Raw genomic sequence first — 20518 nt, forward strand, 5'->3', positions numbered from 1 at the left:
TTGCGACGCAAACCAACAAATTTTGAGCGCGGTTCAAACGCCAATTGACGCGTCTGTAGGATGCCTAACATTAAGGATAGCTTTGGCGCCTCTTTCAGCATTTACCGGCGCTGTGCCCGTTAACTCCTTCATAGTGAGGCGGTTTTTTACCAGGCTGGGGAAAACGAGGAAAAACAGTCAGGCCGCAAGTTTTGTTTTGCGCCGGGCCGCGAATGTGATTTCATGGGGGCAGCGGGGGAACGAGGGAGAGCTTATGATCGCGGAGCTCCAGACCGCCATTTCGAAAGTTCCCAGCCGCAAGGCCCAGTTGAAAGGGCTGACGCAGGTAGAGGCGGTTAAAATCAAAGTCGAAAGAGCCGCGCTTTTATTTCGCGGCGCGCCGACCGCCGTTATCGCCAGCAGCATAAACGCATTGATCACCCTTGCTGTCGCGTGGCGCGCCGTTGATCACCCGGTTCTGTTTACATGGGTTGGCGTTGTCATCGGCATCGCCCTTTTGCGCGCAGGCTTGTGGCTGCATTATCGCATGGGCGGTGTTGGCGCGCGGCACTTGTCGAATTTTGCAAAGCTGCACATCTTTTTCATGGCGCTGAATGGTATGGCTTGGGGAGCGCTTGCGCCCATTTTCGCTGTGCACGGCGTTATCGATCACGCTTTCCTTCCCTTTGTCATTGCCGGGATGACGGCGGCGGCGATTGTCTCCTCCGGCGCTTCGTGGCGCGCGGTGCTTGCGTTCAACATTCCTGCGCTCGCGCCGCTGGCGGCGACTTATGCTTATACGTCAAGCGCCAATGGGCTCGCGATTGCAGGCGTCGTTGTTCTTTACGGCGCGGCGAGCGCATATCTCGCGCTCGTCACCCAGCGCATGATTGATCGTTCAATCCTGTTGCATACGAAGAATGAGAAATTGCTGACCGCCCTGCGCCGCAAGGTCGATACGGCCCACACGGCGGAGCAGCGCTTTCGCGCGCTGGTGGAATCCTCGCTTGATGTTACGTTGATCTTCTCGCCGGAAGGCAAGGTTGTCTATGCCAGTCCTTCGGCGGAAAAGGCGTTCGGCGCGCCGGCCTATCTGATGCTGGGGCGCATGACCAAAGACATCGTTCATCCCGACGACATGCCGCTGTTCCGCGCTGTCGGGGAGAAGTCGCTCTCGCAATTGGGCGAGGGCATGGCGCTGCCCCATGTCTGTATGCGTTCAGGCGAGGGCGGAGAATATGTGGCGCTGTCGGGACGGCTGACCAATATGCTCTATGTGCCCGGCGTCGAGGGCTTTGTTTTCACCGGCGGGCGCCTGAAGGAAAAGGCCGCGCGCCGCCATCACATCCACGCAGCCGAATAACAGCGCTTCTTTCTTGCCTCCGCAGGCGATCATGCGCATTAGTGCGGGCGGGCGCCTTATGGTCGCGCCTCTGCAGCAAGGGTGACGCATGAGCGTGCTGGAAGGCGTCAGGATTGTCGAATTTGAAGGGCTGGGGCCGGGACCGTTCTGCGGCATGCTGCTGGCCGATCTCGGCGCAGATGTCATCCTGATCGAACGCAAGGGCGGCGCGGATGCGGGCGTGGCGGCGATCTATAAACGCGGCAAGCGCTCTATCGCGCTCGATCTCAAAAACGAAGACGCAAGAAAAATCGCCCTCGACATTGTCGCCAATTCCGATGCGCTGATTGAGGGTCTGCGTCCCGGAGTCATGGAGCGCCTCGGCCTCGGGCCGGATGAGGCGCGCGCGCGCAATAAAAAATTGGTCTACGGACGGTTGACCGGATGGGGGCAGACCGGACCGCTGAGCGCTGTGGCCGGTCACGACATCAACTACGCGTCGCTCTCGGGCGCGGCGTGGTATGCGGGCGCGGAAGGCGAAGCGCCGGTTCCGCCGCCGACGCTGGTGGGCGATGTGGGCGGCGGCGCGCTTTATCTTGCGATCGGCATTCTCGCCGGGATCATGCGCGCGCGCGAAACCGGTGAGGGAACGGTCGTGGACGCCGCCATTGTCGATGGGTCGGCGCATATGATGAACCTGCTTTATTCGGTGCGGGCCATTGGCGGCATGCCCGACGCGCGCGGGCAAAGCATGCTCGACGGCGCGCATTTTTACAGCGCGTATCAATGTTCTTGCGGCGGCTGGATTTCCATTGGTCCGCTGGAGCCGAAATTTTACGCCGAGCTTCTGGAAAAGCTCGGCCTCTCCGCTGATGCCGACTTCGCCGCTCAATATGACACGTCAAAATGGCCGGCGTTGAAAAAACGTTTTTCCGAACTCTTTAAAACAAAATCCCGCGATGAGTGGACGGCGCTGCTCTACGGAAGTGATGTTTGTTTTGCGCCGGTGCTGGCGCCGTCCGAGGCGGCGGCGCATCCGCATATGAAAGCCCGTAATATTCTGCGCGATGTGAATGGCGTGTTGCAGGCGGCGGCTGCGCCTCGCTTTGACGGCGCCGAGCCGGCTGATCCGCGGCCCATTCCGGCGCCGGGCCAGCATGCGGAAGAAATCCTCGCTGAAATCGGCGTTGATGACCGGCTTGTTGCATCCTGGCGAGAAGCGGGGGTTTTGTAGCGTGACCGGCGACGTCAATAAAAAGAGCGTAAAAAAGAAAAAAGAAAAAGCGTTAATAGGCTGGCGTGAATGGGCGGACCTGCCCGATTTCGACATCACGGGCATTAACGCCAAGATAGACACCGGCGCCAAATCCTCCGCGATTCACGCCTTCCGCATTCGTGAAGTGGTGCTCGACGGCGTCGATCATGTGGAGTTCTACCTGCATCCCCTGCAACGGCGCAAAAAACCTGAGGTCTTCTGCCGCGCGCCCATTGCGGGGCGCCGCGTTATCCGGTCGTCAAACGGTCAGGAAGAGGAACGATATGTCATCGAAACGCGTTTGCGTGTTAACGGCAGGACGTGGAAAATCGATTTGACTTTAACCAATCGCGACGCCATGGGGTTCCGCCTCCTGATCGGGCGTGACGCGCTGCGCCGGAAATTTATCGTCGACCCGGGCGCATCCTACCTCCTGGGCCCCAAAGAAAGAGAATAGAGGACCATCAAGATGAAACTTGCACTTATGTGCCGTAATGCAGAACTCTATTCTCATCAGCGCATCGTCGAAGCGGCGGAAGCGCGAGGGCACGATATCGATGTCGTCGACCATTTGCGGTGCTACATCAACATCACCTCGCTCAAACCGACCGTGCGGTATCGCGGTGAGGAGTTGCCGAATTTTGACGCAGTGATCCCGCGCATCGGCGCCTCGGTGACGTTTTACGGCACGGCGGTCTTGCGCCAGCTTGAGATGATGGGGGTCTATCCGGTCAATGAGTCCGTCGCCATTACACGTTCGCGCGACAAGTTGCGCTCGCTGCAATTGCTGGCGAGGAAAGGCATCGGCCTGCCGGTGACCGTCTTCGCGCACAGAACAAGCCAGGCTGACGAGATTCTCAATATGATCGGCGGCGCGCCGGTGATCATCAAGCTGCTTGAAGGCACGCAAGGGATTGGCGTGGTTCTTGGTGAAACCCAGAAGGCCGCTGAGTCAATCATTCAGGCCTTCGGCGGCGTCAACACCAACATTCTCGTGCAGGAATTCATCAAGGAAGCCGGCGGCGAGGACATTCGCTGCATCGTTCTCGGCGACAAGGTCGTTGCGACCATGAAGCGCAAGGGCAAGGAAGGCGACTTCCGCTCCAACATCCATCGCGGCGGCACCGCGGAGAAGGTCAAAATCACGCCGCAGGAACGCACGACCGCGGTGGGCGCGGCGAAAGCCATGGGCCTCAATTTCTGCGGCGTCGATATGCTGCGCTCCAACCATGGACCCGTGGTGATGGAGGTGAATTCCTCGCCCGGTCTCGAAGGGATGGAGAAAGCGACAGGCATCGATGTCGCCGATCTGCTGATCGACTGGATCGAAAAGAACGCCAAGCCCGGCAAAACCAAAACCCGCGGCAAGGGCTGATAATTTCAGCGCGCAAGACGTCTCACAGGATCAGGTGACGTCATCACCCGGAAGGGTGAAATCAAGACTTTTCAACGGTTTCAGTCTTGCTGTCTCAGGCAGGCCATGATGTGCTTTGTTCAAAAGGGAGCACCATCATGGAAACAGTTGACGGCATTGGCGGGTTTTTCTTCCGCGCGAAAGATACGAGCGGACTCGCGCAATGGTATGAGGACACTCTCGGAATCCTGACCGTGCCGGGCGATTACGACTCGCCCGCCTGGCGTACCAATGCCGGCACGACGGTCTTCGCGCCGTTCGCCCAGGATACAACTTATTTCGGCGATATGAAGAACCAGTGGATGATCAATTTCCGCGTTAAAAATCTCGACGCCATGGTGAAACAGCTTCGCGGCAAGGGCATCGAGGTTGAAGTCGACCCGGAAGAATATCCGAACGGAAAATTCGCGCAGCTTTTCGACCCGGAAGGCAATCCGATCCAGCTCTGGGAGCCGGGCGGGAAAGATCCGGGTTAGGCGGCCCGGCTTGCGTCCTCAGGCGGCGTCCTCTTAACTGTCCCCAGCGAAATGTAAGGGGCGTTCATGAAGAATTTGGCGAAGCTGGCGGCTGCGACGGTTGCCGCTCTGGGGATTGTAACGGCAGGGGCGGCGGCGCAGGACAAAACGGCGCTTGTGGGCGGCCGTCTGATTGACGGTTTCGGTCACGCGCCGATCCACAACAGCGTCATTCTGATTGACGGCGATACGATCACCGAAGTCGGCACGGTCGATACGCTGGATGTGCCGTCTGGATATGAGGTTATCTCCACTGAGGGAATGGATGTGCTGCCCGGCCTCTGGGAGGCGCACGCCCATCTGCAGCTGACAGGGCATGCGGATTACCCGCACTGGCAGGCGAATTACGGCGACCGCTTTGCTGACGAGATCATGCCTGCGAGCGCTGTTCAGCTTCTTCTGGCGGGCGTGACATCGACGCGCGATCTCGGCGCGCCGCTTGAGGCTTCAAAGAGTCTGAAAGAACGCGCAGCGCGCGGTGACATTCCGGCGCCGCGCCTTTTCATGTCCGGTCCTTTCCTTCAGGCCGATGTTGACGACTGGCAAAAAAGCTATCGCTGGGCGGTGACGAGCGCCGCTGACGCGCGCGCGAAAGTGCGCACGCTCGACGAGGCCGGCATGGATATCGTCAAGCTCATCGATCAGGACAAAATGGCGAAGGGTGTCGCGCAGGCGATCGTTGATGAAGCCCACAAGCGCGGTATGAAAGTGGTGGCGCATTCCCACCGGCCTAATGAAATCCGTGTGGGCCTTCAGATCGGTGTCGATAATTTCGAACATACGGGGCTGACGACGGCGCCGGAATATCCGCCCGACATTATCGCCGCGCTGCGCGAGCGCACAGCGACGGGGCGTATTGCGGGCGGGCCGCTATTCTGGACGCCGACAGTCGAAGGGCTCTGGAATTTCGACCGCACCGTCGCCAACCCGGAAAAGCTCGACGCCGATTGCTGGAAGAGAGGGCTGAAGCCCGACACCATCGCCGACATCAAGCAGTCGATTTCACAGCCGGGACAACTCGGCTACACGCAATTAACGCCGCTTCGGAAACCGACATTAAAGCGCAAGATTCAACAATTGCGCGACGCCGGCGTCGTGTTTCTTGTGGGCACCGATAGTGGCATTCCCATGAAGTTTCACTGCCAGTCCACCTGGAACGAGATGGACGTGCTTGTGCGTGTGATGGGCGTTCCGGTTATGGACGTGATCCGGTCGGCGGTTTACTGGCCTGCTGTGATGATGGGCGTCGATGATGAGCTTGGCACTGTCTCCACTGGCAAGAAAGCCGACATCATCGCAGTCGAAGGCGATGTGCTTGAATACATCAATCTCTTGCAGCATGTGGATTTCGTGATGAAGGGCGGCGTCGTTTACAAACGCGACGGCGTTCCGGTCGAGGAAAATCTTTAAGCCAAGACCTGTCGGGCTTAGTCGAACAGGCTCGACACCGACTCTTCATTGGCGATGCGGCGGATCGCTTCGGCTAAGAGCGTCGCGATGGAGACTTGCTCGATTTTCGGACAGTCGGCGACGCCTTCGCGCGCTTCGATGGAGTCGGTGATGATCAGGCGAGTCAGCGCCTCCGACTTCATCACCCGGTTTTCCGCATGATCGGAAAGAACGCCATGAGTGATGCAGGCGGTGACCGATGACGCGCCCTTGTCCATCAGCGCCTGTGCGGCGTTGCAGAGCGTGCCGCCGGAATCGACGATGTCGTCGAAGATCACGCAATGGCGGCCTTTGACTTCGCCGATAATGTTCATGACTTCGGAAAGGCCGGGCCCTTCGCGGCGTTTGTCGACAATGGCGAGGGGGCGGTCTTCGAGCCGTTTGGCCAGCGCCCGGGCGCGCACCACACCGCCCACATCGGGAGAGACCACGGTGACGTCGGCGAGGTCGCCATTATGCAATTCGCGAATGCGGCGCTCGAATTCTTTGACGGCGTAAAGATTGTCCGTCGGGATGTCGAAGAAGCCTTGAATCTGTCCGGCGTGAAGATCGACGGTCAACACCCTGTCGGCGCCGGCGGTGGTGATGAGATTGGCGACGAGCTTCGCCGAGATTGGCGTCCGGGGGCCTGCTTTACGGTCCTGACGGGCGTAACCGAAATAAGGGATCACAGCGGTGATGCGGCTTGCCGAAGCGCGGCTCAGCGCGTCCATCGTGATCAGGAGCTCCATCAGATTGTCATTCGCCGGATAGGCCGTCGACTGGATGACGAACACATCCTCGCCGCGGACATTTTCCTGAATTTCGACAAAGACCTCGCCATCCTTGAAGGTCTTGATCTCGGCCTGAGACAGAGGAGTGGAGAGCTTTCGCCCAATGGATTCGCTTAACCGGCGGTTGGAATTTCCGGCGATCAGTTTCATGAAGCGACCCCTCGCTAGCCATCGACAGCGCGCGTTTCATGACGGTTTCTTGAAGGATGCGCAACCCGCGGCGGCGGCCTTTTTGAAATCATATTTCTTCCAGCGCCTTACCGTGAAATTTCGGCTGCAAAATTCTGAAAACCGGGGCGCCGGGAGATCGTATCGCCTACTCGATGCGGCTATGGCGCTGATTCTTAGTAAACGCGAGCCTGAACCGCGGAGCGTGTCCCGACCGCCGTGTCTGTTCAGGCTCGCAGGGCGATCGCCGAAAGATTGCGGCCATAATCGGCCTCGTTGCGGCGGCGCATGGCGCGATAGCTGAAGAATCGGTCGGGCTCGGCGAGGGTGCACAGGCCGACATCGTCAAGCTGCGTGACACCCGCCTCCGCCAGCCGCCAGCGGCCAAATCCCGCAAGGTCGAGCTGGCGCTTGTCCGGACTGAGGCCGGGAGCAAAAAACCGTTCTGCTTCAGGATGCTTGGCGGTGAAAGTTTCGAGCAGGTCGAGGCCCACTTCAAAGTTCGGCTGGCGCAGGCAAGGGCCGACTGCGGCGACAATGTTTTCCGGTTTCGCGCCGAGCTTAACCATCGCCGCGACGGTATTCTCCAGAATGCCAGCAAGCGCGCCGCGCCAGCCCGCATGGGCGGCGGCGACAATCCCGGCCTTGGGGTCGGCGAAGAGGAACGGCATGCAGTCGGCGGCAAGGGCGCCAAGCGCGAGGCCGGGCGTTTTGGTCGCCAGCGCATCGACCTTTTCCGGACCGTTTTCCCAAGGCGCGTCGACGACACGCACCTCTGGCGAGTGAACCTGATAGGCGGTCATCAGCCGGTCTGGCGCGACCCCGAGCGCAACCGCGCAACGGCGCCGATTCTCGGCAATGTCTTCGGGCCGGTCATCGGAACCGGGTCCGGTGTTGAGGCTCGCATAGGGCGGCTTTGAGACGCCGCCATCGCGGGAGAAAAACCCGTGCGCGACGCCTGGCTGATCGAGCAGCGGTGACACGAGATAGTGCGGAGCAGACATCAGGTTTCAAACCCGGCGGGAACCGGAAGGTTCGGCGACGAAAGGCACATCACCTTGAAGATCTCGCCCATGGCGCCGGGGGATGCAATGCGCGCAGCGGCGGCGCGGATATCGTCGGCCTGGAGCTGCGGCTTTCCCTTGCACAGGCTTTCAACGCGGAAGGGCAGGCCGAGGCGGTCGAGAAACCGTCCCTGGGTTACAGGTCCATGCACGGTTGCGCCGGCTTCGATGGCGGCGTCGGCGAGCGTCTCAAAATCCACATGCACGGTGATGTCGGCGCGGCCGGGCGTCGCCAGCGGCGGCCAGTAATGATGGTTCTTCACCGCCTGCAGCGTGTCGCCGAGCCCGCGCGCCATATGGCCGTAATCGATAATCAGCGCATGGCCGCCCTGATCCATCAGCGTCTTGCAGATTTCGGTGGTGAAGGTTTTTGTTTCCGGGGAGATCTCGAAAATATCGCCTTCCTCGCTTTCTTCGAGTGAGGGGAGATGAAAATCCGGCGGCGGCGGGGTTTTCCCGAGCGTAAAGGCGAGGCGTCCGGTTTCGTCGTCGAGTCCGACGAGGCGTTCGCGCCAGCCCGACTTGATCCGCTCAAACTGACGGATCGGCAAACAGTCGAAAAACTCATTCGCAATAATCAGCGACGGCGCCGGCGGGATGTCAGCGTAGTCATCGGCCCAGAGCGGTTTTGCTTCCGTGACCTTCAGACGCTTTTGCTGTTCGACCCGCAACCTGCCGGAGGTTTCGAGCAGCCAGACCTGCGCGCCGCGCGCAAAGCCGGGGCGCAGCCGCGCTGCGCGTAAGATATCCGCCATCAACACGCCGCGTCCGGGGCCGAGTTCGATGAGGTTGAAGGCTTCGGGCGAGCCCATGGCCTGCCACGCCTCGACCAGCCACAGGCCGATCAATTCGCCGAACACCTGACTGATCTCGGGCGCTGTCGTGAAGTCGCCCTCTGCGCCGATGGGCATGCCTTGCATGTAATAGCCTTCATGAGGATGCGTCAGCGCATCGGTCATGTAGTCCGCGACGGTGATCGGCCCTTTCAGTTTGATGAGGTCGATCAGGCGTTCTTCCAGCGGCGTCAGTTCTGGAATGCCGCTGCTCATGCGGCCGCCTTTTGGGGCGTTTTGAAGGTTCGCCATATCAGCCAGGCGCCAAGCGCCAGCATTGGCATGGACAGCATCATCCCCATCGTTAGCCCGAGCGGAAAGTCCGGCATTTGCGCGTCAGGCTCACGGAAATTTTCAACGATGATGCGCGACACGCCATAGCCGGCGAGGAACAGTCCCATGGTCGCGCCGGGGCGTTTCAGAAAACCGAATTTGCGGGTGGCGAAAAACAGAATGATGAAAAGCGCGACGCCTTCAAGCGCCGCCTCATAGAGCTGGCTCGGGTGCCGGGGAACCTGTAGCGGGTCGGTGGGAAACACCATGGACCACGCGCCGTCCCACGGACGTCCGTAAAGCTCGGCGTTGATGAAATTGGCGATGCGCCCAAAGAACAACCCGATCGGCGTTGCGCAGGCGAACATGTCGCCGAGCGAGAGCATGTCGATCTTGTGCTTCCTTGCGAACCAGACGCCAACCAGCGTCACGCCGAGAAGCCCGCCATGAAACGACATGCCGCCATTCCACGTCATCAGCGCCGGTGGAAAGGGGATGACGCCGAACAGTTTTTCCCACGGCGCGATAATGAGATGCGGCTCATAGAAAAGCAGATAGCCGAGCCGCCCGCCCGCCATGACGCCGATGGCGACCCAGAAGACAATGTCGTCAAGCTGCGGGCGCGTCACCGGCGCTCCGGATTTCGGCCATAACGCCGTCTTTTTGATCAGCCGGCTAAGATACCACCAGCCGACAGCGAGCCCGCCAATATAGGCCAGCGAGTACCAGCGCAGGGAAAACGGGCCGATCTTCAGGAGAACGGGGTCAATGGTGGGATAGGGGACGCTCATAACCGGCCTTGAAGAGGGCTTGGGGATTTCGTGCGTCTCAATAGCGCGCTTTGCCGCCCCTGTCGCCCCACGCACTTTCTACCTATATTGGGGTTCACAAGGAGATCGACATGCAGACCCAGAGCGCCATTTTTGACGAAATCGCCAAGCTGATGACCGAGGCCGCAGGAGCTGCGGACGGCGTCCGGCGCGAAGCGGAAACCGTCATGCGCAGCCGCTTGCAGCGCCTCTTGGCGGATATGGACCTTGTCACCCGCGAAGAGTTCGACGCCGTGAAGGAAATGGCCCGTCTCGCGCGTGAGGAAAACGAATCGCTCAAGGCGCGCCTCGACGCGCTGGAGAATCGTTAACATCCCCAAAGTCTTGGGAAAACGAAGGTAATCGAATCATTTGTGCGCGTCCCGAATCGCAGCGACATGCGGTTGCAGGCGGCTGACTGTAGTCGCCCAAATCGAGAATTTGACCGGGAAAAGGGGCGCTATGTCCATCGAACTTATCCGCAAGCCAAAACAGACCGTCAATCCGCTAAAGGCGCTTGAAGCCGCGGCGGCGGGTCTTGAGTTCGAAATGGAGCGCGCTGGCGAGCATGAGCTTCATGTGATGCTGCCGGGCGTGTGGCGCGATATCGGTCTCTGGTTCACATGGCGGCCGGAGCTGGCGACTCTGCAAATGGGCGCGCCGCTCGATCTCAAGGCGCCGGTGGGACGTCTTGATGAGGCGAGCCGGCTCGTTGTGATGGTGAATGAACGCCTGTGGATCGGTCATTTTGATCTGTGGGCGGAGGATCATTCCATCGTTTATCGCAACGCTGTCCTACTGAACGAAGAAGGCGGTCTCGACAGCGTGCAGGGCGAAGCGCTGATCCGCGCCGCGAGCGAAGCGGTGGATCGGTTTTACCCGGCGTTCAACTTCCTGATCTGGGGCGGCAAGAAGCCCGAAGACGCGCTTCAGGCGTCGCTGTTCGAAACGCAAGGCAACGCGTAACAAACCCGTCCTATCGTGATGCTTTCCTTCCCCCGCTTGCGGGGGAAGCGCCGAGCGAAGCGGGGCGATAGGGGTGTGCTAAGCAGCAACAACCAACACCCCCTCCGTCGCCTGCGGCGACACCTCCCCCGTAAACGGGGGAGGAAAGCGACTTAAAAAAATCCAACCCTAATAACGGGAAAAATACCTCAAATCTGATGAATTCAGGCGGTTTTTTGAGGTTTGGTGAAGAGTTATCCCCGGGCTCCGGGGCGGCGTTATGCTCTTCCAAATTTGAAAAAAGATGTCACCGCACGCGATGGGCTTCGACTTGATCGTGGAGTCCGGATTTTTTGATGGATGGTTTATATGATCGCATGGCTGAGGCTTGAACCAGAGGAGAAGCAGAAAATGTCAAATGGCGCCAAACTCGTCTGCAGGCCAATAAACAAGCGGGTCAAAAAGCAACGCAAGCGGGCCATTGGTCTTTATCTCGGGCGAGACGCCTCATAAGGTCGCGGCCATGACCCAAAAACCCTCCGTTGCGCTTATCGGCGCCGGCGCCATGGGCGGCGCCTTATTGAAAGGCTGGCTCGCCGCCGGAACAATCGACGCTGCGCGATCCGCTGTTTTCGATCCGAACATCAAGGACGAGATGGCTAGGCTTTGCGCGGACAATAGCGTCGCGGTGAATGATGGCGGTCCGTTCGACGCCATGGTCGTTGCGGTGAAGCCGCAGATCGCGTGTGAGGCGCTGCCCCAATATGCAGCCCTTGCCAGAGACGCGATTGTGATATCCGTCATGGCCGGCAAAAGCGTTGAGAGCATCGGCAAGATGCTGAACGGCGCGCCGCGTGTGTCGCGTGTGATGCCGAATCTTCCCGCCGCCATTGGTCGCGGGGCGTCGGGCCTTTATGCGCCGGACACGATTGATGCGGCCGGGCGCGCGATGATTGAAACGCTGATGCGCGCAGCGGGCGAAACGGTCTGGGTGCGGACCGAACAGGAAATTGATTTCGTGACGGCGGTCTCCGGTTCCGGCCCCGCCTATTATTTTCTCCTGACCGAAGCGCTCACTGAGGCCGGCGCATCGCTCGGGCTTGAAAAGGAAACAGCCGCCGCGCTCGCCCGTGCGACGCTCGCCGGCGCCGGGGCTATGATGGACGCTGATCCGCGTTCTCCGGCGGAGATGCGCAAGGCGGTGACGTCGCCCGGAGGCACGACGCAGGCGGCGCTGAATGTGTTTGATGGCGATGACGCCGCCCTGCGCAAGCTGGTGGACAAGGCGGCGAAGGCGGCCGCCGACCGGGCGGGCGAATTGACCGAGTAAATTGTCCGGCTAAATCGGCAGTCTCATCGTCGCTTTCAGCCCGCCCTTGTCTGACTTTTCGAGCGTCACGTCGCCGCCATGGGCGCGCGCCACATCGCGCACAATGGTGAGGCCCATGCCGACGCCGCTTTCATTGAGATTGCGCGCATCATCAAGACGCGTGAAGGGTTTGAACACGTCTTCATATCGGGCGGGATCGACGCCCGGCCCGTCATCATCGACGATGATCTCGATATAGCGGTCGGAGCGCCGCGCGCTGAGCCATGCATGATCGGCGTAGCGCAGGGCGTTATTGACGAGATTGCCGATCGCGCGTTTCAGGGCGCTGCGCCGCGCTTCGATGGCGATGCCTGTGGGCGCGTCAAGCTCCACCTCCTGGCCTGCGCGTTTGGCGTCGCCGGTGATTTCCTTGAGAAGCTCAGCGAGGCGGAAGGTTTCTGGTTCTTCATCCGCGGCTTCATTGCGCGCGAAATCGAGATAGGCGCCGATCATCCGCTCCATCTCCGTGACGTCATCGCGCAATTCGCTGATGTCCTCGCTGTCGGGCTGCATGGCGAGCGCCAGCTTGATGCGCGTCAGGGGCGTGCGCAAATCATGACTGATGCCGGCGAGCATGGCTGTGCGCTGTTCGAGATGGCGCTTGATGCGTTCGCGCATGGCGATGAAGGCGTAGCCGGCTTTTCTAACTTCTGTCGCGCCGGAGGGGCGGTATCCCGGCGCGTCACGCCCGCGTCCGAAGGCCGCCGCCGCGTCGGCGAGACGCAGGATCGAACGCACCTGATTGCGCATGAAGATGATGGCGACAACGCCGAGGAGGATCGATGTGCCGATCAGCCAGAACAGAAAGATCCGGCCCGTCGTTGCGAACACCCGTTCGCGCTTTACGAAATAGACAAGGGCGCCTTCGTCATAGGCGACGCGAATTTCCACATCGTCCGGCCAGCTTTGGGTGTTGAGCCAGTAAGGTTGTTTCAACGTATGGCGCAGGCGCCGCTTCAAGGTCGCGTTATAGACATTGAACGGCGCCAGAAGATTATTGTCGGGCAGCGGCGCCAGCGGATCATAATGCACCCGCATATGTAAATCCTCGCGCGCCATGTCGATAATCTCCGCGCGCGCTGCTTCATTTTCAGCCTCGCCGTAAAGCCGCGTCACCATGGCTATCTGGCCGGCGACATTTTCCGACATATTCGCCGTCACCAGATCCCAGTGGCGCGCGAAGAAAATATAGGTGACGAGCGCCTGGGTCAGAAAAATCGGCAGGATGACGATCAGCGTCACTCGCGCATAAAGACTTTTGGGAAGATAGCGGCGCAGCATCGCGGTCAGTCCGTCATCAGCGCATAGCCGACGCCGCGCACGGTTTGAAGATAGATCGGGGTGCGCGGATCTTCTTCGATTTTCTTCCTGAGGCGAGTCACCTGCACATCGACGGATCGCTCCATGCCCTGCGCCGTCTGTTTCGCGAGCGCTTCACGGCTGATCGCTTCGCCCGGTTTTTGCGCCAGCGCTTTCAACAGCGCGGCTTCGCCGGAGGTCAGCCGCACGATCTCGCCACCCTTGCGTAACTCGCCGCGCCCGAGGGAGAAGGTGCAGCCGCCGAATTTCACTTCGCGCTTTTCGCCGCCCGCGACCGCCGACCGCCGCAGCAGGGAATTCAAGCGCAGCAGTAATTCACGCGGCTCAAACGGTTTTGACAGATAATCATCGGCGCCCATTTCAAGCCCCTCGATCCGGTCTTCGGCGAGACCGCGCGCGGTAAGGAGGAGGATCGGCACATTCGATGCAGCGCGTACTGATTTCGTCAGTTCAAAACCGGTTTCGCCGGGCATCATCACATCGAGCACAAGCGCATCGAAATCGACCGACGCCATCAGTGCGCGCGCTTCCTTGGCGTTGCTGGCGACGGATGTGCGAAATTCATGTTCGCTGAGATAGCGTTTCAACAGGCTACGAATGCGATCGTCATCATCGACGATCAGAATATGCGCGGCGTCCTCAGGGATGACATGCTTCGCGGCTTTCATGCGCGCGCGCCTTTGAGCAGCGCAGCGGCGCGCAGGGAATAATCAGCGCCGGTCCACAGGGTGAGGATCGCGGCGATCCACAGCGCGGCGCTTGCGGCGGGGCGCAGCGCTTCGCCGATAATACCGGTGGGCGCGGCGGCGAGCATCGCCCCGGCGGCGACAAGTTGCGCCGTGGTTTTCCATTTGGCGAGAGACGTGACGGCGAGGGACTGTCCCGCTGCGGCCAGGGCTTCGCGCAAACCACTGACGAGAATTTCGCGCAAGACGATAATGATCACTGCGATGACGCCGACGCCGGCGATGACGCCATTGCGCGCCAGCAGGATCAGCGCGGCGGCGATCAGGAGCTTGTCGGCGATAGGATCGAGCGCGGCGCCGAGCGCGGATGTCTCTCCCCGCGCGCGCGCCACGCGCCCGTCGATAAAATCGGTGAGCGCCGCGACAACGAATATGACGAGCGCGGCAGTCATGTTCCACGGCGCATTGGCGAGAAAGGCGGCGACGAACGGAATGACAAGCGCCATGCGGGCGAGGGTGATGAGATTGGCCATGGAGCGGGAAGATAAACCGCGCCGCCGCTATTCGCCAGTGCGGGGGACGGCTTGTTTAGCCTTCTTTCTTTTCGTCGCCGCCCCAGAGTTTCTTCCACCAGGGCGTCGGCTTTGGCGGCTCGAAGCTTTGGTCGGCGTCTTTCATCTTGTCGCGAATGTCGTCAATGTCCCAGCCGGTGAGGTTGGCGAGGGTCTGCGCTTCCTGCTCAAACCGCTTTGGCAATTCGGCGCGGTACGCCTCCGCCGCCTCGCAGGTCGCATCGCCCTTGTAAGGATGCTGCAGCACATAGCGGCCCTGATAATTCGAGCGGTCGCCGGTTTCCTTGAACATCAAGTCTTCGGGGAAATGTTCGGCGTCATAGGAAACATGCAGGCGCGTGACGAACACATCCTGCGCCTGTTGCGGACCGGGCCTGCGCGGCAATATCCCGGGCTTGTCGCCGCCGCCATCGACCCAGTAAACGCCAAGCTCGCGCAATTCATTTTGTGAAAGCGGATCGGCGGCGCACGGGTCACACCAGTTCATATCCCAGGCATATTCGAGGAACACGGCGCGTTCATTTTCCTTTTCCACCTGTTGGTGGAACATGGATTTATAAAACTCGCCAAACTCGCCCTTCACATAAAGCGGGATGTTTTGACCTGTGGGCAGTTTCACCGTGCGGTAATTGGTGGTCTCGACCCGGCCGGAGCGGGTGAGCGCGAAGACGAACAATTCCTGTTTGCCGTCAGCATTCACCGTTCCGAGCCGGATCGGCAGGGAGAAGCGCGGATGTTCGAACGCGATCTGCAGAGGCCGCAGATATTTCAGCCCTGTTTGCGCCTGCTCTTCGAGATTTACCTTGGCGACAAAGAATTTGGTGTTCTGTTTGATATAACTGCCAAGCGTCGCTTCCGCGCCTTCAGGCAGTTTATAGCCATTGTCCGTCAGCCAGGCGGCGAGGCCGTCGGACTGGTCGGCGGAAAGAATCTGGATGTCATATTCGCCGACAGTGTATTCGGCCTCAATGGTGACGCCGTAGCCGTCTTTTTTGACGGCGCCAACCGCGTCTTCTGCAACGGCCGTCGGCGCAGCCATTTGCAATTCCTTGTAGCGATGCATCATGCACGGGTCTTCATCGAAATATTCGACGAGACGCGGCGCCGTATAGGCGTCGAGATGATCGAGGATCGCGTTTTCGGTGACGTGGATCTGGCCTTCTTCGAGCACCACCGGCACCGGGATCACCATGGCGAATTCCTTGAGGTCACCCTGAAAGTCATTGGCCATGGTGATGACCGTGCGGTCTCCGTCGCGCATGATCGCGACTTTGGACGCCTTGTTGAACAGCTTGGTGTCGGCTTTCGCCACATAGAATCCGCAAAAAGCGACAGCGCCGCCGGTGAGCGCCAATGCGGCCCCGGCGGATGCGGCGGCGAACAGTGTTTTCTTCAAAGAACGGCGCATAATCTCTCCTCGTTATTCTGCGGGCAGGGGGTGCGGCCGCGGATGGTGTAACCGCGCAATAAAACGGGGCGTCGAAACCGGATCGCCCCAGCGATAATTGGGCGCGGGATCGAAGGCCTCAATGACCGGGCGCAGAACGCACATAGTGGTAAGAGCGTAGAAAATGCCGTCCGAGATGAAGAAGTGATAGGACAGCACATAAGCGATGACGGCGGCGGCGCCGGCGAAAAAGGCGCGTCCATAGGCGCCGTCGGGGGTCGTCTTCGGATCGGAAATCATAAAGAAGGCGAACAGTATCAGCGCGCCATTTTGCAGACGCAGGAGCGGGATCGCCAAGGGATCGCCGAGCCACAAGGCGCGGGCGAGAATCAGCGCCGCAAAGGTTCCAAGAAATATGAGCGGCACGTCGATCCGCGCGGAGCGATAGGTGACGAACAATCCGGCGCCGGCGAGCGTCGCCGCGAGCCACAATGCCGTTCCCCATTGGCCGGACGGCGTCCAGGCCGCGCCAGGCATGATCGTTTGCGACATCAGGAGAAGCGCGACGATGCCTGCATTGGCCGGATTGAAGACATGCTTGCCGTAAAGCCGGAACATGAATTTCGACCCGACGCCGATCGCCGCGGCGATCATTAACGGCGCCATGGCGTCGGCGCGCAGCAAAAGGGAAAGCGAAAGCGACGTGATCATGGCGCTGCGCGGATCGAACCGTGTGGCGGTCATGAAGGAGCCGAGAAACTGAACGCCAAGCGCTGTGGCGAAGATGGCGGCGATCTGGATCGGGGAAATTTCAAAGGCGCGCGTCGTCACGCCAAAGGCGAGCAGCATGGACAGGGTCGCCAGCTGATAATGCCTTGGGTCTTTGAAAAGGCGATCCGTTAATCTCGCATTCACCATCTGACGGCGCCTAATCCGGTTTGCTTTGAGGGCCAGGAAGGCCTGAAGAAAAGCCGATGAACAAGGCGGAAACGGGGCGAAGGCGGGATCGTTTGGGGGCGCAAATCCGGGATTTTATCGACCCCACCGCCTTTGTTTCAGAGTCGGAAATTGCACCATAAATGGTTCATATATAATTGACTGAACTAACATAGGTTCATATGCTGGCTGCAACGATCTGTCAGGAGCGAGGCTGATGACTGCGCGTAAAAAACGGCCCATGGCGATTCTCATGGGCGATCTGGTGGCGAGCGGCAAGGCGAAATCGCCAGCGGCGCTTCATCGCAAATTCAATGCGGGCGTCGCCGCCATCAATAAAAGCCATGGCGACGCGCTCCTGTCGCCCTTGACGATTACGCTGGGCGACGAATTTCAGGGAGTGGCGGACAGCCTCTCAAGCGCTTTCATGATCATGCATGAAATGCGGCTGCGGTTTCTCAGCCAGGATGTGCGCTGCCGCTTCGTTCTCGGCTATGGGGAGATTGCGACGAAACTCAATCCCGACAAGGCGTGGAACATGATGGGGCCGGGGCTGACACAAACGCGCGCCGCTCTCGATGATAAAAGAGAGCCTGGCGCCTATCGTTTCGTCTTGCCGGGCCGGGCGGTATTTGAGGCGGCGCTCGACACGTTCGGCTACACCATGACCGAGATTGAAAGCGACTGGAGCGATACGCAATTCAGCTATGTGCATTTCGCGCTGACGAACAGGAACAAAACCAATCTGGAGATCGCGGAAAAGTTCGGCGTCTCCGACAGAAATGTTTATAAGGTGCTGAGAGCGGCGAAGTTCAAGCTGTATAAAAAACAGGTGGAAACGATCATGATGATGCTGGCGCATCTGGATGGCGAGACAGCGTGATGATCTGGGCCGATCTGTTGAGAGCGGCGGTCTATCTGTCGTTCATCTTTCTGATATGGCAGGCGGGCAATCAGTTTTGCCGGCTGGTGTTGAATGCGGCGAGCGCGCCGCCATTGCCGCCGTCTCCGGAAAGCATGCCTCCGCAAGACGAAGAAAAACCCACAGGACAGCATACCATCGCGGCGGGCCGGATTATCGGCGTTCTGGAGCGCATCCTGATTTTTCTGGGCGTGCTCTTTGGGCGGTGGGAAATTATCGCGGGCGTCGTCGCCCTGAAAACCGTCGCCCGATATAAGGAGCTCGACGATCAGCTGAACGCCGAATATTTCCTCATCGGCTCGCTGGCGAGTATTTTCTGGGCGGCGATGATGGCTTTCGCCTTTATCCTGTTCGATCACTTTGCCGGATACAGAATTGTTCCGGGCGTCCAGGCGTTGCTGGGCGCAGGCTGAGACGCCGGCTGTCGCCGGCGCCTGATTTTTTAATGCGCTGTGCCGTTGGAGCCGTCGAGATTGCGAAGCTTCAACTCAGCCCTGAACAGCGGCGCAAGATGCGCCGCGCGGGTGCGCTGTTTGGTGTGTTTGCTTCTGGCGGCGCGCCAGACGCGAAACGCCAGCGCCTGAAGGCGGGCGTCGGTGAGCTCGGCGATTTTAGCGCGCGAGGCTTCTGCTGCGGTGCGGTCGCTCATCTGCGTCCCCTTGATTTGTAGCTGCTCTGGCGTTTGCCCGGCGGCGGCGGAGCGCCTTCCGTTTTGTGGCGGAAGGTGATGCGCCCCTTGGAGAGATCGTAACCGGACATTTCGACGGTCACGCGGTCGCCCGCGAGGGTTTTAATGCGTCGCTTGCGCATCTTGCCGCCGATATAGGCGAGCACTTCGTGCTCATTATCCAGCGTGACTCGAAAATTGCCGTCCGGGAGCGCCTCTGTGACGACGCCGTCGAACTCGATTAGTTCTTCCTTCGCCATTTTCTTGTCCTTTCTTGTCGTCAGCGCTTTCATGGGGGAGCGCTTCATTTGAATGGTACGCCGCCGGTTTTGGCGGGCGTTGAGAATTGGGGGCGCCTTTGCGGCGCCGGTTTTCATTGGCGGGCGCGCCGGCGCCTGCTTTGCGGCTGTCGCCGCCATGGAAGGCGGGCTTGCCGTTGGCGTCGTTGCGCCCTTCGGCGTTTACGCCGTCAGGATTGCGATCGCCGGGTTTGCGTCCTTCGAATTTGCGGCCGCCAGGTTTGCGCCCGCCGGGTTTGCGTCCCCAATCCTTGCGCTCGCCGTTTTTGCGTCCATCGGCGCGGGGACCGCGCGTTTTGCGTTCCTCCTCGCCGACACTTTCGCCGTTAGCGTCAGTCAGCGTCTGCCTGGTCAGCTTTTCAATGGCGCGCAGGAACGGACGTTCCTCGCCGGAGCAAAAGGAGATTGCCGTACCCGTTGCGCCTGCGCGGCCGGTGCGGCCAATGCGGTGGGTGTAGGTTTCCGGCGTATTAGGCAGGTCGTAATTCACCACATGGGTGACGTCCTGCACGTCGATGCCGCGCGCGGCGATATCCGTCGCCACGAGGATGCTCGCCTTGCCATTGCGGAAGGCGTTAAGCGCCTTTTCACGCTGGACCTGGGAGCGGTTGCCGTGAATGGCGTGCGCCGGCGCGCCGGCGGCGTTCAGCATACGCACGATCTTGTCGGCGCCATGCTTGGTGCGTGAGAACACGAGACCGCGCTTGAACGCATCCTGTTTGACAAGAGAAACCAGCGTAGCGGCTTTGTTGGGTTTTTCCACGAAGATGACGCTCTGGTCGATCTTCAAGGGTTTCGACGCAGCCATTTCCACGCGCGCCGGATTGTTAAGAAGGTTCGATGCGAGTTTCGCAATCGCCGGCGGCATGGTCGCCGAGAAAAACACATTCTGCCGGTCTTCGGGCAGCTTCGCCGCGATCGAGCGGATTGAATGAATGAAGCCGAGATCAAGCATCTGATCGACTTCGTCGAGGACAAAATGTTCAACACTGCCAAGTTTAACGGCGCCCTTGTCCACCATGTCGATGAGGCGGCCGGGCGTCGCAACAAGAATGTCGAGACCGCGTTGCAGCATCGCGCGCTGTTTGCCAAAGGCGACGCCGCCGATAACGAGGCCGGTGGAGAGGCCTTGCGCGGCGCCATAGGCGTTGAAGCGCTCAAGCACCTGAAGCGCGAGTTCGCGCGTCGGCGCCAGCACCAGAACGCGGCATTCACGCTGCGCAGGGCGGCGGCGGTCTTGCGCCAGATGATGAAGAATCGGCAGCGCAAAAGCTGCGGTCTTGCCGGTACCCGTCTGGGCGATGCCCAACAGGTCGCGACCTTTGAGAATCACGGGGATGGCGCCTTCTTGAATAGGGGTCGGCGTAGTATGGCCTTCGCGCGCAAGCGCGGTGAGGATCGGCTTTGAAAGGCCGAAATCAGCAAAAGTAGTCACAAAAAATCTTTCCGCGTCCGGCGCGGAACACACGCGAACGCATTTGGGTTCAGGAGAACCCGCGTGTCAGGCGCTCAAAATATTGGTTGGATGAGAATGGCCATGC

At 60.0% G+C, this 20518-nt stretch carries 23 protein-coding genes; 11 read left to right on the forward strand and 12 right to left on the reverse strand.

Annotation, left to right across the window (positions count from 1 at the left end):
- Positions 1-253 precede the first annotated feature (253 nt).
- The 6 genes from ACFOOP_RS11785 (at position 254) to ACFOOP_RS11810 (ending at position 5915) form a co-directional block, all read left to right on the forward strand.
- Positions 254-1342, forward strand: a complete 1089-nt coding sequence (locus ACFOOP_RS11785; RefSeq protein ID WP_379881151.1) for a PAS domain S-box protein — start codon at positions 254-256, stop codon at positions 1340-1342.
- Between the two features lie 88 nt (positions 1343-1430).
- Complete coding sequence (locus ACFOOP_RS11790; protein ID WP_379881152.1) at positions 1431-2555, forward strand: CaiB/BaiF CoA transferase family protein; 1125 nt, start codon at positions 1431-1433, stop codon at positions 2553-2555.
- Between the two features lies 1 nt (position 2556).
- A complete protein-coding gene (locus ACFOOP_RS11795; RefSeq protein WP_379881153.1) occupies positions 2557-3033 on the forward strand; it encodes an ATP-dependent zinc protease family protein in 477 nt (158 codons plus the stop codon).
- Positions 3034-3045: 12 nt separating this feature from the next.
- Positions 3046-3951, forward strand: coding sequence for a 30S ribosomal protein S6--L-glutamate ligase (gene rimK / locus ACFOOP_RS11800; RefSeq protein ID WP_379881154.1), 906 nt, complete (start codon positions 3046-3048; stop codon positions 3949-3951).
- A 137-nt stretch (positions 3952-4088) separates the two neighbouring features.
- Positions 4089-4466, forward strand: a complete 378-nt coding sequence (locus ACFOOP_RS11805; RefSeq protein ID WP_379881155.1) for a VOC family protein — start codon at positions 4089-4091, stop codon at positions 4464-4466.
- A gap of 66 nt (positions 4467-4532) precedes the next feature.
- A complete protein-coding gene (locus ACFOOP_RS11810; RefSeq protein WP_379881156.1) occupies positions 4533-5915 on the forward strand; it encodes an amidohydrolase family protein in 1383 nt (460 codons plus the stop codon).
- Between the two features lie 17 nt (positions 5916-5932).
- On the opposite strand, the gene ACFOOP_RS11815 is transcribed toward ACFOOP_RS11810, so the two are convergent.
- The 4 genes from ACFOOP_RS11815 to lgt all read right to left on the reverse strand — a co-directional run bounded on the left by ACFOOP_RS11815 (position 5933) and on the right by lgt (position 9856).
- Positions 5933-6877 (reverse strand): ribose-phosphate pyrophosphokinase, encoded by a 945-nt coding sequence (locus tag ACFOOP_RS11815; RefSeq protein WP_379881157.1) that lies wholly within the window; start codon positions 6875-6877, stop codon positions 5933-5935.
- Positions 6878-7122: 245 nt separating this feature from the next.
- Positions 7123-7899 (reverse strand): peptidoglycan editing factor PgeF, encoded by a 777-nt coding sequence (gene pgeF, locus ACFOOP_RS11820; protein WP_379881158.1) that lies wholly within the window; start codon positions 7897-7899, stop codon positions 7123-7125.
- On the reverse strand, positions 7899-9008 hold the full coding sequence (locus ACFOOP_RS11825) for a class I SAM-dependent methyltransferase (protein ID WP_379881159.1): 1110 nt from the start codon (positions 9006-9008) through the stop codon (positions 7899-7901). The genes pgeF and ACFOOP_RS11825 overlap by 1 nt, the downstream gene beginning before the upstream one ends.
- Positions 9005-9856: a prolipoprotein diacylglyceryl transferase gene (lgt, locus tag ACFOOP_RS11830; protein ID WP_379881160.1), complete on the reverse strand. Its 852-nt coding sequence runs from the start codon at positions 9854-9856 to the stop codon at positions 9005-9007. Before lgt ends, ACFOOP_RS11825 begins: the two co-directional genes overlap by 4 nt.
- Positions 9857-9966: 110 nt before the next feature.
- On the opposite strand from lgt, the gene ACFOOP_RS11835 reads away from it, so the two are divergent.
- The 3 genes from ACFOOP_RS11835 (at position 9967) to proC (ending at position 12149) form a co-directional block, all read left to right on the forward strand.
- On the forward strand, positions 9967-10206 hold the full coding sequence (locus tag ACFOOP_RS11835) for an accessory factor UbiK family protein (RefSeq protein ID WP_375204006.1): 240 nt from the start codon (positions 9967-9969) through the stop codon (positions 10204-10206).
- Between the two features lie 130 nt (positions 10207-10336).
- Positions 10337-10840, forward strand: coding sequence for a type III secretion system chaperone family protein (locus tag ACFOOP_RS11840; RefSeq protein WP_379881161.1), 504 nt, complete (start codon positions 10337-10339; stop codon positions 10838-10840).
- A 502-nt stretch (positions 10841-11342) separates the two neighbouring features.
- A complete protein-coding gene (proC, locus tag ACFOOP_RS11845) occupies positions 11343-12149 on the forward strand; it encodes a pyrroline-5-carboxylate reductase (protein ID WP_379881162.1) in 807 nt (268 codons plus the stop codon).
- A gap of 9 nt (positions 12150-12158) precedes the next feature.
- Here the strand turns inward: proC and ACFOOP_RS11850 are convergent, their stop codons facing one another.
- The 5 genes from ACFOOP_RS11850 to ACFOOP_RS11870 are packed head-to-tail and all read right to left on the reverse strand — an operon-like array spanning position 12159 to position 17071.
- Complete coding sequence (locus tag ACFOOP_RS11850; protein ID WP_379881163.1) at positions 12159-13469, reverse strand: ATP-binding protein; 1311 nt, start codon at positions 13467-13469, stop codon at positions 12159-12161.
- A gap of 5 nt (positions 13470-13474) precedes the next feature.
- Positions 13475-14176: a response regulator gene (locus tag ACFOOP_RS11855; RefSeq protein ID WP_379881164.1), complete on the reverse strand. Its 702-nt coding sequence runs from the start codon at positions 14174-14176 to the stop codon at positions 13475-13477.
- Positions 14173-14727, reverse strand: coding sequence for a CDP-diacylglycerol--glycerol-3-phosphate 3-phosphatidyltransferase (gene pgsA, locus ACFOOP_RS11860; protein WP_379881165.1), 555 nt, complete (start codon positions 14725-14727; stop codon positions 14173-14175). Before pgsA ends, ACFOOP_RS11855 begins: the two co-directional genes overlap by 4 nt.
- Positions 14728-14782: 55 nt before the next feature.
- Positions 14783-16174, reverse strand: coding sequence for a DUF2330 domain-containing protein (locus ACFOOP_RS11865; protein WP_379881166.1), 1392 nt, complete (start codon positions 16172-16174; stop codon positions 14783-14785).
- 12 nt (positions 16175-16186) lie between these two features.
- On the reverse strand, positions 16187-17071 hold the full coding sequence (locus ACFOOP_RS11870; RefSeq protein WP_379881167.1) for an RnfABCDGE type electron transport complex subunit D: 885 nt from the start codon (positions 17069-17071) through the stop codon (positions 16187-16189).
- Positions 17072-17306: 235 nt separating this feature from the next.
- Here ACFOOP_RS11870 and ACFOOP_RS11875 point away from each other — a divergent pair, with 235 nt between their 5' ends.
- Positions 17307-17972 (forward strand): SatD family protein, encoded by a 666-nt coding sequence (locus ACFOOP_RS11875; RefSeq protein WP_379881168.1) that lies wholly within the window; start codon positions 17307-17309, stop codon positions 17970-17972.
- Entirely contained in the window at positions 17972-18424 is a 453-nt protein-coding gene (locus ACFOOP_RS11880) for a hypothetical protein (RefSeq protein ID WP_379881169.1), read from the forward strand. The genes ACFOOP_RS11875 and ACFOOP_RS11880 overlap by 1 nt, the downstream gene beginning before the upstream one ends.
- Positions 18425-18453: 29 nt before the next feature.
- On the opposite strand, the gene ACFOOP_RS11885 is transcribed toward ACFOOP_RS11880, so the two are convergent.
- From ACFOOP_RS11885 to ACFOOP_RS11895, 3 genes are read right to left on the reverse strand one after another with little or no spacing between them, the layout of a single operon-like run.
- Positions 18454-18660: a hypothetical protein gene (locus ACFOOP_RS11885; protein WP_379881170.1), complete on the reverse strand. Its 207-nt coding sequence runs from the start codon at positions 18658-18660 to the stop codon at positions 18454-18456.
- Positions 18657-18938, reverse strand: coding sequence for a translation initiation factor IF-1 (infA, locus tag ACFOOP_RS11890; protein ID WP_379881171.1), 282 nt, complete (start codon positions 18936-18938; stop codon positions 18657-18659). Before infA ends, ACFOOP_RS11885 begins: the two co-directional genes overlap by 4 nt.
- Entirely contained in the window at positions 18856-20412 is a 1557-nt protein-coding gene (locus tag ACFOOP_RS11895; protein ID WP_379881172.1) for a DEAD/DEAH box helicase, read from the reverse strand. The genes infA and ACFOOP_RS11895 overlap by 83 nt, the downstream gene beginning before the upstream one ends.
- Between the last annotated feature and the right edge of the window lie 106 nt (positions 20413-20518).

Source organism: Hyphococcus aureus (assembly GCF_042643165.1).
In the GTDB taxonomy this organism is placed as follows: Bacteria; Pseudomonadota; Alphaproteobacteria; order Caulobacterales; family Parvularculaceae; genus Hyphococcus; species Hyphococcus aureus.

Coding starts and splice junctions, on each gene's coding strand:
- ACFOOP_RS11855 (WP_379881164.1), bottom strand. CDS start 14,176: ATGAAAGCCGCGAAGCATGTCATCCCTGAGGACGCCGCGCATATTCTG.
- ACFOOP_RS11805 (WP_379881155.1), top strand. CDS start 4,089: ATGGAAACAGTTGACGGCATTGGCGGGTTTTTCTTCCGCGCGAAAGAT.
- ACFOOP_RS11850 (WP_379881163.1), bottom strand. CDS start 13,469: ATGCTGCGCCGCTATCTTCCCAAAAGTCTTTATGCGCGAGTGACGCTG.
- infA (WP_379881171.1), bottom strand. CDS start 18,938: ATGGCGAAGGAAGAACTAATCGAGTTCGACGGCGTCGTCACAGAGGCG.
- ACFOOP_RS11885 (WP_379881170.1), bottom strand. CDS start 18,660: ATGAGCGACCGCACCGCAGCAGAAGCCTCGCGCGCTAAAATCGCCGAG.
- rimK (WP_379881154.1), top strand. CDS start 3,046: ATGAAACTTGCACTTATGTGCCGTAATGCAGAACTCTATTCTCATCAG.
- pgeF (WP_379881158.1), bottom strand. CDS start 7,899: ATGTCTGCTCCGCACTATCTCGTGTCACCGCTGCTCGATCAGCCAGGC.
- ACFOOP_RS11835 (WP_375204006.1), top strand. CDS start 9,967: ATGCAGACCCAGAGCGCCATTTTTGACGAAATCGCCAAGCTGATGACC.
- lgt (WP_379881160.1), bottom strand. CDS start 9,856: ATGAGCGTCCCCTATCCCACCATTGACCCCGTTCTCCTGAAGATCGGC.
- ACFOOP_RS11825 (WP_379881159.1), bottom strand. CDS start 9,008: ATGAGCAGCGGCATTCCAGAACTGACGCCGCTGGAAGAACGCCTGATC.
- ACFOOP_RS11880 (WP_379881169.1), top strand. CDS start 17,972: ATGATCTGGGCCGATCTGTTGAGAGCGGCGGTCTATCTGTCGTTCATC.
- ACFOOP_RS11810 (WP_379881156.1), top strand. CDS start 4,533: ATGAAGAATTTGGCGAAGCTGGCGGCTGCGACGGTTGCCGCTCTGGGG.
- ACFOOP_RS11815 (WP_379881157.1), bottom strand. CDS start 6,877: ATGAAACTGATCGCCGGAAATTCCAACCGCCGGTTAAGCGAATCCATT.
- proC (WP_379881162.1), top strand. CDS start 11,343: ATGACCCAAAAACCCTCCGTTGCGCTTATCGGCGCCGGCGCCATGGGC.
- ACFOOP_RS11870 (WP_379881167.1), bottom strand. CDS start 17,071: ATGGTGAATGCGAGATTAACGGATCGCCTTTTCAAAGACCCAAGGCAT.
- ACFOOP_RS11790 (WP_379881152.1), top strand. CDS start 1,431: ATGAGCGTGCTGGAAGGCGTCAGGATTGTCGAATTTGAAGGGCTGGGG.
- pgsA (WP_379881165.1), bottom strand. CDS start 14,727: ATGGCCAATCTCATCACCCTCGCCCGCATGGCGCTTGTCATTCCGTTC.
- ACFOOP_RS11865 (WP_379881166.1), bottom strand. CDS start 16,174: ATGCGCCGTTCTTTGAAGAAAACACTGTTCGCCGCCGCATCCGCCGGG.
- ACFOOP_RS11875 (WP_379881168.1), top strand. CDS start 17,307: ATGACTGCGCGTAAAAAACGGCCCATGGCGATTCTCATGGGCGATCTG.
- ACFOOP_RS11785 (WP_379881151.1), top strand. CDS start 254: ATGATCGCGGAGCTCCAGACCGCCATTTCGAAAGTTCCCAGCCGCAAG.
- ACFOOP_RS11840 (WP_379881161.1), top strand. CDS start 10,337: ATGTCCATCGAACTTATCCGCAAGCCAAAACAGACCGTCAATCCGCTA.